The 15,958-nt window shown below is 35.5% G+C and carries 17 protein-coding genes and 1 pseudogene; 7 read left to right on the top strand and 11 right to left on the bottom strand.

Going from position 1 to position 15,958, the window contains the following annotated elements; genetic code table 11:
• Positions 1-135: 135 nt before the first annotated feature.
• Together sigK and WAZ07_RS02525 are read right to left on the bottom strand one after the other, a co-directional pair.
• Positions 136-849, bottom strand: a complete 714-nt coding sequence (sigK, locus tag WAZ07_RS02530; RefSeq protein ID WP_336471190.1) for an RNA polymerase sporulation sigma factor SigK — start codon at positions 847-849, stop codon at positions 136-138.
• 144 nt (positions 850-993) lie between these two features.
• On the bottom strand, positions 994-2,478 hold the full coding sequence (locus WAZ07_RS02525) for a YcdB/YcdC domain-containing protein (protein WP_336471189.1): 1,485 nt from the start codon (positions 2,476-2,478) through the stop codon (positions 994-996).
• 438 nt (positions 2,479-2,916) lie between these two features.
• Here WAZ07_RS02525 and WAZ07_RS02520 point away from each other — a divergent pair, with 438 nt between their 5' ends.
• A complete protein-coding gene (locus WAZ07_RS02520; RefSeq protein WP_336471188.1) occupies positions 2,917-3,567 on the top strand; it encodes a GTP pyrophosphokinase in 651 nt (216 codons plus the stop codon).
• 30 nt (positions 3,568-3,597) lie between these two features.
• Here WAZ07_RS02520 and WAZ07_RS02515 read toward each other — a convergent pair whose 3' ends face one another.
• Both WAZ07_RS02515 and WAZ07_RS02510 read right to left on the bottom strand, forming a co-directional pair.
• Entirely contained in the window at positions 3,598-4,077 is a 480-nt protein-coding gene (locus tag WAZ07_RS02515; protein WP_336471187.1) for a hypothetical protein, read from the bottom strand.
• A gap of 62 nt (positions 4,078-4,139) precedes the next feature.
• The gene (locus WAZ07_RS02510) at positions 4,140-5,525 is read right to left on the bottom strand and encodes an alkaline phosphatase (RefSeq protein ID WP_336471186.1); all 1,386 of its coding nucleotides are present in this window, start codon (positions 5,523-5,525) and stop codon (positions 4,140-4,142) included.
• A 238-nt stretch (positions 5,526-5,763) separates the two neighbouring features.
• Here WAZ07_RS02510 and WAZ07_RS02505 point away from each other — a divergent pair, with 238 nt between their 5' ends.
• The gene (locus WAZ07_RS02505; protein WP_336471185.1) at positions 5,764-6,603 is read left to right on the top strand and encodes a GNAT family N-acetyltransferase; all 840 of its coding nucleotides are present in this window, start codon (positions 5,764-5,766) and stop codon (positions 6,601-6,603) included.
• 15 nt (positions 6,604-6,618) lie between these two features.
• A complete protein-coding gene (locus WAZ07_RS02500; protein ID WP_336471184.1) occupies positions 6,619-7,497 on the top strand; it encodes an alpha/beta fold hydrolase in 879 nt (292 codons plus the stop codon).
• Positions 7,498-7,565: 68 nt separating this feature from the next.
• On the opposite strand, the gene WAZ07_RS02495 is transcribed toward WAZ07_RS02500, so the two are convergent.
• Positions 7,566-8,066, bottom strand: coding sequence for a DoxX family protein (locus tag WAZ07_RS02495; RefSeq protein WP_336471183.1), 501 nt, complete (start codon positions 8,064-8,066; stop codon positions 7,566-7,568).
• Between the two features lie 342 nt (positions 8,067-8,408).
• Entirely contained in the window at positions 8,409-8,984 is a 576-nt protein-coding gene (locus tag WAZ07_RS02490; protein ID WP_336471182.1) for a histidine phosphatase family protein, read from the bottom strand.
• A 213-nt stretch (positions 8,985-9,197) separates the two neighbouring features.
• Between WAZ07_RS02490 and WAZ07_RS02485 the strand changes: the two genes are divergently transcribed.
• Positions 9,198-9,692 carry a GNAT family N-acetyltransferase gene (locus tag WAZ07_RS02485; protein ID WP_336471181.1) on the top strand — a complete coding sequence of 165 codons (495 nt, stop codon included), beginning with the start codon at positions 9,198-9,200 and terminating at the stop codon, positions 9,690-9,692.
• A gap of 468 nt (positions 9,693-10,160) precedes the next feature.
• Here the strand turns inward: WAZ07_RS02485 and WAZ07_RS02480 are convergent.
• Together WAZ07_RS02480 and WAZ07_RS02475 are read right to left on the bottom strand one after the other, a co-directional pair.
• A pseudogene (locus tag WAZ07_RS02480) lies at positions 10,161-10,430 on the bottom strand (translocation protein TolB); the annotation flags it as partial.
• Positions 10,431-10,563: 133 nt separating this feature from the next.
• A complete protein-coding gene (locus tag WAZ07_RS02475; RefSeq protein WP_336471180.1) occupies positions 10,564-10,869 on the bottom strand; it encodes a hypothetical protein in 306 nt (101 codons plus the stop codon).
• A gap of 268 nt (positions 10,870-11,137) precedes the next feature.
• Here WAZ07_RS02475 and WAZ07_RS02470 point away from each other — a divergent pair, with 268 nt between their 5' ends.
• Together WAZ07_RS02470 and WAZ07_RS02465 are read left to right on the top strand one after the other, a co-directional pair.
• Positions 11,138-12,895, top strand: a complete 1,758-nt coding sequence (locus WAZ07_RS02470) for an aromatic amino acid hydroxylase (protein WP_336471179.1) — start codon at positions 11,138-11,140, stop codon at positions 12,893-12,895.
• Positions 12,873-13,184, top strand: coding sequence for a 4a-hydroxytetrahydrobiopterin dehydratase (locus WAZ07_RS02465; protein WP_336471416.1), 312 nt, complete (start codon positions 12,873-12,875; stop codon positions 13,182-13,184). The genes WAZ07_RS02470 and WAZ07_RS02465 overlap by 23 nt, the downstream gene beginning before the upstream one ends.
• A gap of 55 nt (positions 13,185-13,239) precedes the next feature.
• Here WAZ07_RS02465 and WAZ07_RS02460 read toward each other — a convergent pair whose 3' ends face one another.
• On the bottom strand, positions 13,240-13,644 hold the full coding sequence (locus WAZ07_RS02460) for a DoxX family protein (RefSeq protein WP_336471178.1): 405 nt from the start codon (positions 13,642-13,644) through the stop codon (positions 13,240-13,242).
• Positions 13,645-13,799: 155 nt separating this feature from the next.
• Between WAZ07_RS02460 and WAZ07_RS02455 the strand changes: the two genes are divergently transcribed.
• A complete protein-coding gene (locus WAZ07_RS02455) occupies positions 13,800-14,342 on the top strand; it encodes a helix-turn-helix domain-containing protein (RefSeq protein ID WP_336471177.1) in 543 nt (180 codons plus the stop codon).
• 26 nt (positions 14,343-14,368) lie between these two features.
• Here WAZ07_RS02455 and WAZ07_RS02450 read toward each other — a convergent pair whose 3' ends face one another.
• A complete protein-coding gene (locus WAZ07_RS02450; RefSeq protein WP_336471176.1) occupies positions 14,369-14,878 on the bottom strand; it encodes a GNAT family N-acetyltransferase in 510 nt (169 codons plus the stop codon).
• The gene (locus WAZ07_RS02445) at positions 14,847-15,902 is read right to left on the bottom strand and encodes a LacI family DNA-binding transcriptional regulator (protein WP_336471175.1); all 1,056 of its coding nucleotides are present in this window, start codon (positions 15,900-15,902) and stop codon (positions 14,847-14,849) included. The genes WAZ07_RS02450 and WAZ07_RS02445 overlap by 32 nt, the downstream gene beginning before the upstream one ends.
• Between the last annotated feature and the right edge of the window lie 56 nt (positions 15,903-15,958).

The raw sequence follows: 15,958 nt of genomic DNA, 5'->3' as shown, positions 1-15,958 counted from the left end.
AAATTATTAGCACCTTTTAATATTACAGATAGAACCCATCATTTTCAACCGTGAACATAGATTTATCATAGAAGCTTCATTTTATTTAAAGAAGAAAAGTGCCTGCTTTCGAATAAAAGCAAGCACTTTTCTTCTTTAATGTTTCCCTTTCTTTTCCTTCTCCGCACGAACAAATTCATGAAACATCTTCATTAATGCCCGCTTCTCAATACGTGATACATAGCTCCGCGATATACCAAGTGCTTTCGCAATCTCCCGCTGCGTTTTTTCTTTCTCCATACCAAGACCAAATCGGTTTACAATCACTTCTTTTTCCCGTTCATCTAATATGTCGATATACTCTTTAATTTTCTCAAGCTCCATACTCAGTTGAATCGTATCAATTACATCTTCTGATTCTGACTTTAAAATATCGATTAAGGAAATCTCATTCCCTTCCTTGTCCTGTCCAATTGGGTCATGAAGAGAAACGTCTTTTTTCGTTTTCTTTAATACACGTAAATGCATTAAAATTTCATTTTCAATGCAACGAGCCGCATATGTTGCTAGTTTCGTTCCTTTTCCTTGCGAATAGCTTTCAATTGCCTTAATTAAACCTATCGTGCCAATGGAAATTAAATCTTCTGCATCTTCTCCTGTATTTTCAAATTTCTTCACAATATGTGCCACAAGACGTAAATTATGCTCGATGAGGAGATTTCTTGCATGCGCATCCCCTTGCTCCATAAGCTCTAAGTACTTCCTTTCCTCATCAGGCGACAACGGCTGTGGAAATGCATTATTTTTGACATACGATACGAAAACAAACATTTCACGAATCATATATCCAATTGCGGCGAACAGACTCAACCTCTTCACCCCCGCAAAAATAGTGGTCTTTACTATTTGTATGTGAGCGAGTGATTGTTTGTGTCTGTACAGCTTTATGGACAAGGCGAAAAACATTCCTTAATAGTTTGTTTTTTGTTTATTCATTTTCTAGATACAATCATTTCAAACTTTCCACCAAATTGCTTTTCCCGTACTCGCATCTATATAGCGAATTTCTCGTCTACCGCTATAATCTCCATTATATTTCTCATTGATTTCTGCCGTTGTTTGGCTATAAATAAGTTGATACCGAGGAGACTCTTGTTCACCTTCTTCAAACCACCTTAATTCTGCACGAAGCGATTGACAATACCGCTCTAACGCTTGCTCTTTACTCACTTTCACTTCCTTGTCATAAGTGAGCAGCTTTTGAATAAGACTTTGCGATGTACCACTATACATTCTTATTCGGCCGGTTTCTCCATCCACAACGACGCGCACCAACTCACCTTCTATCCGAATACCATTTACATATACGTAAAAATAAAAGTGTCCTGGATCTTCCTCATTCCGATCGTCTTGATTGCTCCAAACCCGAAGATATTGTTCGTAATTTGGAAATACCTTTCCTAAAAATTGTAGTGCTTTTGCAAAACATTGTTCACGAGTTAATACAGGTTTTCCTCCGTGACTTCCTTGCTCATAATATTCAAGCAATTCATTTGTTTCTTTATCTATTTTCACGATAATTGACGTTTCATACTGCAACATATGAAAATGTTGCTTCCAGTACGCATCGAAAGATTTGTCATATTCTTCTGTATCACCTTGTTTATCTGGTAACTTTGCCCAAACAATTGTCTTCTCTGTTTCCCCCTCTTCTTCACGTACTTTCTTCATGACGTTTTTATCAATATTAAATAAATGATCAATATTTACTTCCAGTTGTGGTTTCTCACTTAAAGCTGGCAATTCCCTTGTTTCAATCACATAATGACTACGATCATGCAAGTCTTCCCCAGTATGTACATGAATAAAAGCATGTGAAGGAATCGGTTCATATACAAGATAATAACCTTCTTCTATTTCGCCATCCTCCCATTCAAACAACGAATTGGAAAGATGTATAAAGATAGGCTCCATACTCTGTCTTTGCTTCAACTGTTTTGTAACAACTTCTTTCTCTACAATAGAACACGGCCACAATGGTTTTTCCTTTATGCCCTCGTTTCTAAATTTAATAACACTCCCATATACATCAACTTCAACTACACAACCTGTTCGAGGCAACGAATACCCATTTACTTCCTGCCTATATTCAATAGAAACACTCTCTTTTCTTTCATTCATATAAATAGCTGTACATTCTTTATATGTATGCGATGCATGTTGCTGCAAGAATGCATCCGCAATGCTTTTTCCTTGCTCTTTACTTACACTTAGCTGCTTTGGGGCACACTCTTTATGTATGGATAATTCCATTAACTCTCCTGTTTCTTTTTGTAAACAGACTTGAATGTATTCTTCAGGATTCTCCTGTTTCTCCCACCATAATAAATGAACATCTTCATTTACTTTTTCATCATCAACAACAAGTTTATAATCATGTGGAATTTCAAGAATATGTGCTACCTGTTGCACTCTCTTTCTATCTACTTGATTCATCATATCCCCCCTATGACAAAAAATATATCTATTTCATATTACACAAAATTATCTTTATTTTGTATAAATGGGGTTAGTAGAAATTTATAAAATTATGGCTGATTCCAAAAAAAGTCCCCATTACAAAAAATATCATAATCACTATTAGCACTATACTGGAACCCCACAAAACCATTTTGTCTTTACCATTTTGCGGACCAACTAAAGAGAATACAAAAAAGACAACAAACTGAAACAATTTGTTCATACGAAATTCACATCAATCGATTAGTATAAAGAGTGTACAGATTTTACATACAATAAATCCCACATATAAAGGAGGAACATCTAATGAAAACACGTTATCGCTTTATGATCTCATCATTCGCAGCATGTGCGTATATGATTTGGTATTTAGTTTAAGCAACCTTACTTTCCAAATAAGAAAAAGGTGTGTATAAAATGGAGTATAACCAAACAACAGTTAATTACTGGAAAGCATTTGTATTGCCTTATACATTTGCTCTTGAAGAACTGAAAACAAAATTCGAAATTATGAACCGGGAAGCGCAGTTTCTAGATGACTACAACCCGTTTGAACATATAAAAACACGATTAAAACAACCAAAAAGTATTATCAAAAAGCTAGAACGAAAAAACTTAGCACCAACTGTCGAAAACGCCCAACAACATTTATTCGATATTATTGGGATTCGAATTACATGTTGTTTCGTGGAAGATATTTATTATTTAAGAAAATTGATAGAAAAACGAACAGATATGGAAATCGTAGAAGTTAAAGATTATATTAAAGTACCAAAACCAAACGGCTATAAAAGTCTCCATATGATTATTAAGTACCCATTAGCATTAAATTCAGGAACACAAGATGTTTTTGCGGAGATTCAATTACGTACGTTAGCAATGGATTTCTGGGCAAGTTTAGAACATAAAATGTATTATAAATATGAAGGAAATATCCCTGAGTATTTAAAAAACGAATTACATGATGCTGCGATGAAAGCTGAAGAACTTGATGATAAGATGGCATCTATCCGCCAAGATATTGATGAAATTGGAGCGTGTTCAGAGCGCATTTTATTACCTGTGTAAAAGAAGTTCTCTATTTTAGAGAACTTCTTTTTATCCTTTCCCAATCACACGCACCTCTTCTACCTTCCATACATCATTTTCTTTCCCTACGGTGTAACGCACTTTCTTTTGAACAGATTCTTCTTTCTCTTTTGTTTCTACAACAGCATACTCTCCTTCAAAATTTTCTACATGAAAATCCAATAGGTCGATTTTTTTATTCTTATTTTTAAACTCTGCTTGTTTTTGGGCTTTTGTATCCTCTAACCCTAATGACTTTGTCGAAAAAAGTGCCATATGCCCCTCAAAGTTTTTCTCATTTATTGTTTGAATATATGAGTCTATTAACTTTTTAATTGTTTGTTCTTCTTTCTCCGGTATAGGCTTTGTCATCTTTTTATTTTTCTCTTTTTTATATACCGTTTCTTCCTTTTTCATTGTATCGTTTTGCACTTTTTCTTGTGAACTGCATCCGCATAATTGAAGACTTATGATTCCTACAATCCCCAATTTTTTTAGTACTCGTTTCATATATCTCCCCTCCAAACTGAAAAAGAAAAAGCAAGGCAAAGCAGCCCCGCTTTTTCTCCATATTAGCGTTTACCTTTATTTGGGTCACCGCCGCCAACAATATCAAATACACGTTTTGCTAAGTTTGTATTTTCTTGAACGCCAGCAAATAAATATTTTCCTGGTCCAAATGCATAGACACCAACATCTTCACCAGTATGACCATCCGTCGTCCATCCTGTATAAGAGCGCTTGTTAAAGATGGATTCAATTGCATTATCAATTTTTGTTACATCTTTTGACGGTGCAACATCATTTACAGACTTCATTTCTTCTGGTGTTAATTCTAAATCAATATACTTTTTCAATGTTTCTTCAACATTTGCCCCTTTAGCAATTTCAGCCGCCATAAAGTCAGGTGTACGTTTTGCTGCTTTAATTGGTTTTACATCAAAATTGTACTCGCCTTTTGTTCCAAGAGAGAAGCCGCCAGTAGAATGGTCAGCAGTTGCTACAACTAATGTATGTTTATCTTTTTTCGCAAACTCAATTGCTGCCTTAAATGCTCTTTCAAAGTCTTCCATTTCACTCATCGCTGCGACAACATCATTATCATGACCAGCCCAGTCAATTTGGCTACCCTCTACCATTAAGAAGAAACCATTTTTGTTTTTATTTAAGCGATCAATCGCTGCGTTCGTCATTTCTGCTAAAGAAGGCGCTTTATCATTGCGATCAATCATTTTATCAAAACCGCCTGGTGCAAATAAACCAAGAATTTGGTCACTCTTATCATTTAATAATTGCTGACGATCTGTTACATAGCTATAACCATCTTTTTTAAATTCTTCTGTAAGATTGCGATCTTTTCTTACAAAGTTATTTACGCCGCCGCCAAGAAGAACGTCTACTTTATGCTTACCATTAATTTTTTCATCGAAGTAATCATTTGCAATTGCATCCATATTTTTCCTACTAACATCGTGTGCACCGAAAGCCGCTGGTGTTGCATGCGTAATTTCAGAAGTTGCAACTAAACCTGTAGATTTCCCGCGTTCTTTCGCTTGCTCTAATACCGTCTTTACGTTTGTTTTGTCATTATCCACTGCTATAGCTGCATTATATGTTTTAATCCCTGATGACATTGCAGTAGCAGCAGAAGCTGAGTCTGTAATATTTTGATGCTCATCTTCTGGATATGTAACTTGTGTTCCTACAAGGTGTTTATCAAATTCCGTTTGCTCCATCTCAAATGTTTTTGGGTTATCTTTCATATAACGATGTGCTGTCATATAAGAAGGTCCCATACCATCCCCTATTAAGACAATTACATTTTTAATCTTTGTATCATTCTCTTTTTCGTCTGCTTTAATAACATCTGAACGCGTCATATTCCATGTAACAATTGAAGTAAGTGCTAACGATGAAACAACTGCAAATGGCCATGCTTTCTTCATAAATTTTTTCACTTTATAAGTCCCCCCTAAATTATTAATTCAATTCCCATTACCCAATGTAATAGAAAACTGTTAAGGTAAAATGAGAAAAATGTAAATGTTTTGTTAATTGTTGATGATTATCGTTACAATGTGCATTTCTTTGTCGTTTTATTTCTTGACCTAACATTATTTTTTTCATGTCAAACTGAATGTTTTAAATGCATATGCTAAAATGGATTAGCATATGGAAATTTAAGGGGGATAATATATGGAAGTAAAAATATTAAATAGATCTGATATATCACAGCTATTATCTCTTTGTAATGATGTAGGATGGTTACACGATATGTCATTTATGAAGGAGCAATTCGAGACATACCTTTCTGTCGGTACTTTATTTGGTCATGATAACGAAGGTCAGCTCGTCTCTTGTATTGCTGTTTTTCCATATAAAACAGGATTTACTTCTCTTGGTATGCTTATTGTCCATCCAGATTTTCAGCGCAGAGGATTAGGGCGTTCTTTGCTAGATATTTGTATGAAAAATTCTCCGCCATTACAACCTGTTACACTCATTGCAACGGATGCTGGCGCGCCTTTATATCATGCATATGGATTTCATACAGTTACTTCTATTCATCGATTTGAACGAAATAAAACAACAACAAAACTCGGTTCCTTTGCTACTCGTACAATCAAAAGTCAGGATCTTAACACACTCATTCAATTCGATTACATAGCAAGCGGCGCTCATCGTTCTAAGCTGTATTCAATACTGTTACATAGAGCACACCTTGCATTAAAAATCGAAAAAAATGATAGACTCGAAGCTTTCGCATTATGTATCCGAAAAGGAGATACCTTATCTGTTACTCCCCTTATCGCTAGCAATGAAGAGGATGCCTTGCATTTACTGCTATCCATATGTAACCAATGGAATGGAACTGTTCGTATCGATGTTCCACATACACAAAAAAGCTTTAGAGATAAACTCCTATCATTTGAGTTTGAAGAAACGCTGCTTTCTCCTTTCATGATAAAAAACGGAGAAAATCTCCCTGGTAAGCGCGATTTTATATTTACTATGATGGATGCAGCACTATGCTAGAAAGGGGAAAACATTTTGAAACGATGGAAGCTTTACATGCTCAGCTGCTTTGTTCTCACAACATTATCGGGCTGCAGTACAATCGAAAAACAAACAGAAAAAGCAACGCAAGTAAAAGAAACAATTGAAACAAAACTAGAGACAAAAGAAAAAATGATTGAAATTGATGGACAAACCATTTACTTCAAACAAATCGGGAAAAATAAACCTCCTTTACTTATGCTTCATGGCTTTGGAGGTTCATCAAATGGATTTAGTGATCTTTATCCCGATTTAGCAAAAAATCATACCGTTATCGCTGTCGATATTTTAGGCTTCGGCCATTCTTCAAAGCCGATGGATTTTCGCTACTCCTTTCCAAACCAAGCAAACTTATATTATAAATTAATGAAAAAATTAGGCTATGATACATTCGCTATATTAGGACACTCTATGGGCGGAGAAATTTCTTTAAATTTAACATACTTGTATCCTGATGCAGTAACCCACCTTATTTTAACGGATGCCATAGGTGCAGAAACTTTACAGCACGGGAAAGGATCTCCAAAACCAAAATTATCAAATGATTTAAGTACAGTCTCTACTCCGAAAGAATTTCGCGAGGAAGAGGTAAAGAATAAACGTGAAGATACAGCACATCATGATGAGCTGGGTAAAATGTGGCCACGCCGTTTACGCATTAACGCTGATGAAATTCAACTACCAACGTTACTTATTTGGGGAAGACATGATCAAAGCGTTTCCTGGCAAAAAGGCGAAACGTATCATCAGTTCTTAAAAAACAGTACATTTCATATTATCGAAGAAGGCGAACATGCACCATTTCGTCAACAGCCGAAAGAGTTTATACAGTATGTTGATGAGTTTTTCAAGAAACATCCTACTAAGTCGTAATTTTTCACAGAAAATCACTTCAAATTCCTTAAAAGGGGTATCTCATGATGAGATACCCCTTTTATACACTAAGCAGCTTGATTTTTATAATTGCGTGATTTTTTATTGAAAATTTTTGATAAAATAAATCCATCTACACCAAATTTGCCAGCATTATAACCTGCAACTAGAATCAACATAGACAAAATTACTAATTGTGGATTCACGCCTGTTGACCCACTAAACATATAGGAAAAGTTCATTAAAAGGCCAAAAAATACAGCTGTTTTTGTTAAACAACCAACAATTAATCCTATTCCAACTAAAATTTCTCCCCATGTAACTAAAAAATTAAATAGCTCTACATTTGGAATTGCTACTTCTTTTAAAAAGGATGCCCACCATGATTGCACCGCTGGCTGAGCTCCTGATGCTTTTTCAATTGCTCCTTTTAAATAACCTGTTGCGTCAAATCCACCACCTGTTAGCTTTTTCATCCCTGCCATAAGCCACGTATATCCAACATAAATGCGCACTACTGCTAGTAAAAAGGAAACGGCTTTGTTCTCTCTTAAAAACTGAATAACCATACAGTCCTCCTGATTTTTGTAATTTAATAAGTTACATGAATACAACAACATTCGTAACCACTTTTTGTTTCATTCATTATGATTGCTTTTTATCAACTTTGACAAAATACTTTTAACGTACGTTATATAACCACTTTTATTTGCAAATAAAAACTTGAACCTATAATAACACAAACGATAATGATTTTCATTATTATTCGAAAAAAATATTTTCTCAATATGAAATGTACTTATTCTATGAAAAAGCATATTTTGAGATCGAAGTCTTACTACCCCTTAGAGAAGATAACGCAAATATAAAACACCATTATCTCCTCTTGTTCATGAAACATTTATTTCTTACTATAATTGAATTTCATACACCCCTGTTTCCTCTAAAAAGTCTTCCCTCGTTAACACTTGTTTCATTACATATTGCCTATATGCCGTAATCGTTCCGTCATGAGAAACAATAACCACACGTGATGCTTCTAACGTTTTACACCATTCTATGAAGCTACTAGCAGCTTTACAAAATGCAGGCCCTGCAATCGTATTAACCCCATTTCTCCATAACATTTCATTCTGTTCTTCAGCTAATAAAAATTGTGAAAATAACTGTTGAACATCCTTTTGACTTAATATCTTGTCACAAGGCAACGTTCTTGCGCCTTCTCGATACGGAAAAATACGTGGTGAAATATACGGATGAACAAACTTTCTACAAGCAACTTGCTCACTCCATAGCGCAGCTGTCTGTAATGTTCGGACTACCGGACTTGCAATCAATATATCACTCTCACGTAAAGGAAGTTTTTCTCGTAGCACTAATGCCTGCTCTCTCCCCTTATTAGTCAGGGATGGATGCTCCATTCGCAAGCTATCTGGCAAATTGTTTGTATGCTCTCCTTCTCCGTGCCTTACAAAAATAAGATTCATATTAAAATCCCTTTCTCGTATTGAAATGAACTCTCTTCTTCACCGTTATCCTTCTCCTCTTTACAAAAAAATCCTCTCTTTATGTAAAAGAAAGGATCAACGTATATATAAATTTAAGGAAGAAACATAGTAAGATCGCTCCATTCTTACAGGAGTTTACCATCTATCCAACGAATGTAATACGTTACATAAAAATAGAAATGAGTGATAACAATGATTCGCGAAATTACAGAAACAGATGCAGCTCCCTTTTTGAAACTATGTCAAACCATTGATCAAGAAACAGATTTTATGTTATTTGAGCCGAATGAGCGGAACTTTACGATTGAGAAGCAAAAATCTATGATTCAATCTCTTCTCTCTCCGGATAATTCAACAATTTTAGTAGCTGAGAAAGATGAGCAACTTGTTGGATATATAATCGCTCGCGGCGGAGCGGTAAAGCGAAAGCAACATGCCGCATATTTAGTCATTGGTGTGCTTCAGGAGTATGCAGGTCAAGGAATCGGCAAACAATTACTTCATGAAATTGAACAGTGGGCCCGCACACAACAATTACTGCGTCTTGAATTAACTGTCATGTCTCATAACGAGATAGCGATTGCGTTATATAAAAAGATGGGGTTTATTATTGAAGGCGAAGCAGTGCATGGTTTGATTGTTGATGGACAGCCAAGAAATGAATATTATATGGCGAAAATCTTATAAAAGATTTAGGTGATGCGAAATGAACTCTTTTTTTATCGATATATGTAAAGTACAACCAAGTCAATTGTTTCTCAGCAATGATAAACTCATGAGATTGCAACAAACTTTTTCACCACTTGAAATTACTCTACATATGCCATTACCAATTAAACGATAAAATTATTTTTACAGATGGTCATACCCGTGCATATTTATATTGGCAAGCAAATATAAAAGAGATTCCTGTCTATTGGGATGACGATCCCTTACATTATGACTTATATAAATTATGTGCAGATTGGTGCTTAACAGAAAAAATTTTTCATATCGGTCATTTACAGCATCGAATTTTACCTCATTCACAATATGAAGTTCAATGGATACAACGCTGCGTAAATGCCGAAAAATCTATGACAAACTATACACTCTTCTAATATGCGTCTCTGCAAACAGAGAACGCATATTTTATTCTTGTACCGATACAACATGTTCCCAATCAACATAACCTTTTGGAGTGAAAGTAATTTGCTTAAAAGCAGGAAGTTCTTTTCATTTTAAATGTTTATTTTCGGCGATAAAGCGTCCTTCTCCTTCTATGTATGCAAGAATATTTTTTGACGGAGCCCATTGAAACCATTTTGGTTGAATCAACATGTTATCAACTGCTTCAAACCGACTTCCATCTGCTCCGATTATACATAAAGTATTACTATCCATTGACCAAGAGGCAGTTGGTGTTGCAAAAAAGGAAATCCATTTTTATCCACAGGTTATGATTACGAATAAAAGCAACTTGTACTGGCACACTTTCCGCATAACTACTTGAAACCGCGCTAAAGAAAACACAAACAAATATGAAAAACTGAAACATACTTTTAAGCATATAAACACCTCACTTTATAAGCTTTGCAATTCTCTGCATTCCTTTTATGAAAAATAGCATGCTAATTCCCCATGATGAGCCGGCAAGTCCAATATAAAGCGAATTATATTCTGACTCCATCACCTCTCCAACAGGCGGTTCTTGTAAAATATGTATCCAATATGCAATCCCTAAACTTAGAAATATAAGATGACTAAAAAACCATCCATATACACTACATTTTGTTTTCCACCATAACAGTGCAGCAATAACAAAAGACAACAATAAAAAAATTGTTGCCCCGTGTATTAATAATGATAATATCTCTTGCTCCATTGCCACAATTATCCCCTACCTTTTTCTTATAGCATTTCGCTACTCAAACGAAGAGTATGCAAAATTTATTAAAAACAAATCTTTATCACGTTCACCTAAAAAAATTACAAGTAGGTTAGTACTACAATTTTTTCTATTTGCACCAAAAGAAATGTTAAATAATTCGGAATCTTATGATAAAATTAAAAACGCTTACATTACTTCGAAAGGAATAATGCATATCCAATATGTAACATCTTATTTTTTCACTTAAGAGGAGGATGTATATATGACCAAAAAAACAGAAATTCCATCACATTTAAAACCGTATGTATCAAAGCAGCATTACGATCAATACACACCAGTTGATCATGCTGTATGGCGCTACATTATGAGACAAAATCATAACTTTTTAAAAGACGTTGCACATCCAGCTTATGTAAATGGATTGCAATCTTCCGGGATTAACATAGATGCCATTCCAAAAGTAGAAGAAATGAATGATTGTTTAGCACCAAGCGGTTGGGGTGCTGTGACAATTGACGGATTGATTCCTGGCGTCGCATTCTTTGATTTTCAAGGACATGGGCTTCTGCCCATTGCGACAGATATTCGCAAAGTGGAAAATATTGAGTATACACCAGCTCCTGATATCGTTCATGAAGCAGCTGGTCACGCCCCGATTTTACTCGACCCTACATATGCAAAGTATGTGAAATTGTTTGGGAAGATTGGCGCAAAAGCTTTCTCTACAAAAGAAGAGCACCAATTATTTGAAGCAGTTCGCCAATTAACGATTGTAAAAGAAAGCCGCACATCTACACAAGAAGAAATTATAGCAGCAGAAAAAGAAGTAGCAGAAAAACAAAAACATATTTCCGGCCTATCAGAAGCAGAACAAATTTCACGTCTATTCTGGTGGACAGTAGAATACGGGCTAATTGGTGATCTACAACACCCGAAAATTTACGGCGCTGGTCTCCTTTCCTCTGTTGGTGAAAGTAAGCATTGTTTAACTGATGCAGTCAAAAAAGTACCTTTCTCTATTGAAGCATGCATTCAAACAACTTACGATGTAACGAAAATGCAGCCGCAACTGTTTGTTTGCCAGTCGTTTGAAGAGCTTATCGATTCACTTGAGGCATTCTCAGAAACAATGGCATTCAAATTAGGCGGTACTGAAAGTTTAGATAAAGCACTGCGCTCTGAAAATACAGCAACAGTAGAGCTAAACAGCGGATTACAAATTACAGGTACGCTCGCTGAAATCGTAAAAAATAAAAACGGCGAAGCAATTTATATGAAAACAAATAGCCCGACGGCATTAGCAATTCACCATATACAATTACAAAATCATTCTACAGCTGTACATCAAGACGGTTTCGGTACACCAATTGGTTTATTACAAAATGATATCGCATTAGAGTCTTGTACTGATGAAGAATTACGCACATTAGGAATCGTTATTGGTAATAAGGCTGAGCTTATTTTTAAAAGTGGTGTACATGTAATAGGACTAGTAAGTGATATGATTAGAAATAAAGAAAAAGTCGCTGTCATTTCGTTTACAAACTGTACAGTAACGCTAAAAGACCGCTTATTATTTGATGCATCATGGGGTACATTTGACATGGCAATTGGTTCGGCTATTACTTCTGTATTCCCCGGGGCAGCAGATCCAGCAGCATTCTTCCAGACGGATGACGAAGAAGAAACAACACCTGCACCGCGTATTCAATCAGAACTAGAAAACATGTACGAAGCAGTTCGTAACATTCGTGGTGAAGGTTCACTACATGAACAGCACATAGAACAGCTTGTCGCGATTTATCACGTACTAGAACGATTTTATAAAAAAGAATGGTTACTGCGCCTTGAAATTTTAGAGTTGTTACAAGAACATAAAGTGGAGAAGCCAGAACGTGCAACATTGGCCCAACAACTTTCATCCTTTACAGATAATGAAGCTGTGCAGCGTTTAATCAATAATGGACTTGCTTTACTTCCCATAAAGGATGTGACAAATAATGCAACGACTAACCAATGAAGAGGTACAAGAAGAGTTAATGAAGTTGGATAAATGGACAGTAAAAGACGAAAAATGGATTGAACGAAAATACATGTTCTCCGACTACTTAAAAGGTGTAGAATTTGTTTCTGAAGCGGCCAAACTATCAGAAGAACGCAATCACCATCCATTTATCCTTATCCAGTATAAAGCAGTGATTATTACATTGTCATCATGGAATGCAAAAGGATTAACAAAACTCGATTTTGAAATGGCAAAGCAGTTTGATGAGATGTTTTTACAGAATGAAAAAGCGATTATAAGATAAATTACAGTGAACCAGACAGAAACTTTTCTGCTGGTTCCTTTCATTTTATGTTAAATTAGTCTTTCTTCAAAATCGTAGCTTTTAAGAAACGATCTACAAACCCTTCTGCTTTTACAACAAATAAATACAGACCCATTGTTAATAACGCTAAGTCTAATTCATATCCAGGATGTTTTCCATCTCCTAATAAACCAAACGGTCCGTTTACCTTTACAATTGCTCCAACTAAAATAAGTGCAAATAATAATCCTACGTATCTTACACCTAAACCGATAATTAATAACGCACCGCCAACTACTTCTACTGTTGCAACACCATAAGCAAGACCACCTGGTAAACCAATACTTGTAAACCAACCTGCAATATTATCGATTCCTGCTTGAAATTTCTTTAAACCATGAGCAAAAAATATAATTCCTAATACAACTCGAATAATTAAATTACCAATATATTGATTCATCTTTTCTCTCCTTTTTGTTTTGTAATACAAAACTTTTATTAACATTACAAAACATACACTAAAAATTTTTATCCGTCAATTTATTTTTATTGAGAAAATATAAAAAAGATTTGCTATGATACAACTATCTGTTAATAAAAAGGAGCAGGGTCATTATGAATATCGGTTCGACAATACGTGAAATTCGCCAGCGCAGAGGAATTACAATTGCGCAAATTTGTGAAGGAACAGGGCTTTCTAAAGGATTTATGAGTCAAGTGGAAAACAATAAAACCTCTCCATCTATTCTTACTCTTGAAACAATCGCTCATTTTTTAAATGTTCCTCTTCCTTATTTATTGTTAGAGCAAAAAGATCGGATGAAAATTATAAAAAAAGAAGAACGGAAATATAGTATTTACGGAAAAGATCAACAAAAAATTGAACATGTAGCCGAGCAAGGCGGACTGCGTTTATCATTAGTAGAAATTCCTGTCGGCTTTCCGAAAGAAAACACACCAAATGCTCATGAAGGTGAAGAATGTCATCTTGTCTTACGCGGAAAATTAGAAGTACAACACGGAGAAGATATTGCCATTGTAGAAGAAGGAGATTCGTTTTCTTGGAGCGCATGTGTACCACATATCGTTCGTAATATTGGTGATGAAGCTGCACTTCTTCTTATTTCAAGCCATACTGAAAATCGAAAACATGTATAATAAAATAAAACGAGCAGATCGTTACTTCACTCTCCTGCTCGTTTCATTGCATATACGAGAACATCCATATCGTGGAATAAAACTGTCTTCTCATAAACCATACCTGTTTTTCTTGCTACAAAAATAGAAGCTGGGTGATTCGGATTAATAAGAGAAATAAGTTTCTGAAGCTTAAGTACTTGAAAGCCATAATCTCGAAAAGCCGCCGCCGCTTCTTTCGCAAATCCGTTTCCCCAATACTCTGGGAGTAGCCAGTAGCCAACTTCAATCTCTTCTTTTCCCTCAACGCGTTGCCGAACAAGTCCCGCATGTCCCATTGGTTCTCCCGTTTCTCTATGCAACATTAGAAATAAACCAAGTCCACGTTCGTATCCCGGTAAGACCCAGCTTTCAAGACTTTTTTTACATTGTTCATACGTTTTTGGTGTTCCTTTCCCGATATAACGAATTACTTGATCGTTCCCCCATAAAGAAGCGTAAAAATCTAAATCATCCATTGTATATTTACGAAACTGTAAGCGGTCTGTATGAAACATGTCCTTCCTCCCTTCTTGTCGATTCTCTTTCTATAACCGAAATAGGTAATTGTATCCTTTGCACACCTTCACCTTGTGATTGTTTATGTAATAAAATAATAGAATGCTTTGCCATACTTGCAATCGAGGTGGAAACTGTCGTTATACTAGGACTCATCATCACTGACAGCTCCTGATTATCAAATCCAATCACACCAAAATCTTTTGGAATACAAATCCCCATTCGCTGTGCTTCCATAATCATTCCAGCAGCTATTTCGTCACTACCTGTAAACATTGCATCAGGGGCATTTTTCATGGATTGCATCATCTGTATCATCCGTTTTCCATCCTTTAATCCATAACAATTGCGAAATATCCATTCCTGTTGCAATGATAAATGATGCTCACATAAAGCTTTTTTATATCCTTTATATCTTTTTCGCTGCGCCTTACTTTTTAATGTGTCGTAACAAAATGCAATGCGTGTATACCCTTTTTCTAAAAGATGCTTTGTTCCTAAATACCCTGCCCGTTCTTCGTCAAATTGAACTGTTGATATCAATTCTGTTTCTACATGTTCATTGCATATAACAATCATACCTGAGGTACTTACACATTCAACCTCCTCTATTGACAAAGAAAGTGTCGTAAAAATAAGCCCATCTAGCTTCTTCGTTCTTACGTAATGGATAAATTCCCTTTCTCTCTCTGGAGCATAATTGGATTGTAATATCACAACATCATAACAATCTTCTTTTAAAATATTACTGATTTCTTGAATTAATTTACCGAAAAATGGATGATGTAAATTTGGTACTACTACACCGATTAAATTCGTTTGAAGACGACGTAAATCTTTTGCTACCGCTACAGGGACATAATTTTTTTCATCAATAATCGCTTGCACTCTTTCTCTTAATTCTGATCGAACATACGGATGATGATTGATTACACGAGAAACGGTCGCTTTCGAAACTCCAGCTAATTTGGCGATATCTTCAATTGTAGAAATTTTGACTCTCCCCCTTGACCTGTAACGCATTTCAGAATGTACAGTATATAGTAAGTTATATATCTATTATAAATGGAGTGAACTTA

Origin of the sequence: Bacillus bruguierae (assembly GCF_037104725.1) — a bacterium.
Taxonomy (GTDB): domain Bacteria; phylum Bacillota; class Bacilli; order Bacillales; family Bacillaceae_G; genus Bacillus_A; species Bacillus_A bruguierae.
The sequence above is the reverse complement of the archived record's forward strand: the minus strand, read 5'-3'. Positions and strand labels throughout refer to the sequence as shown.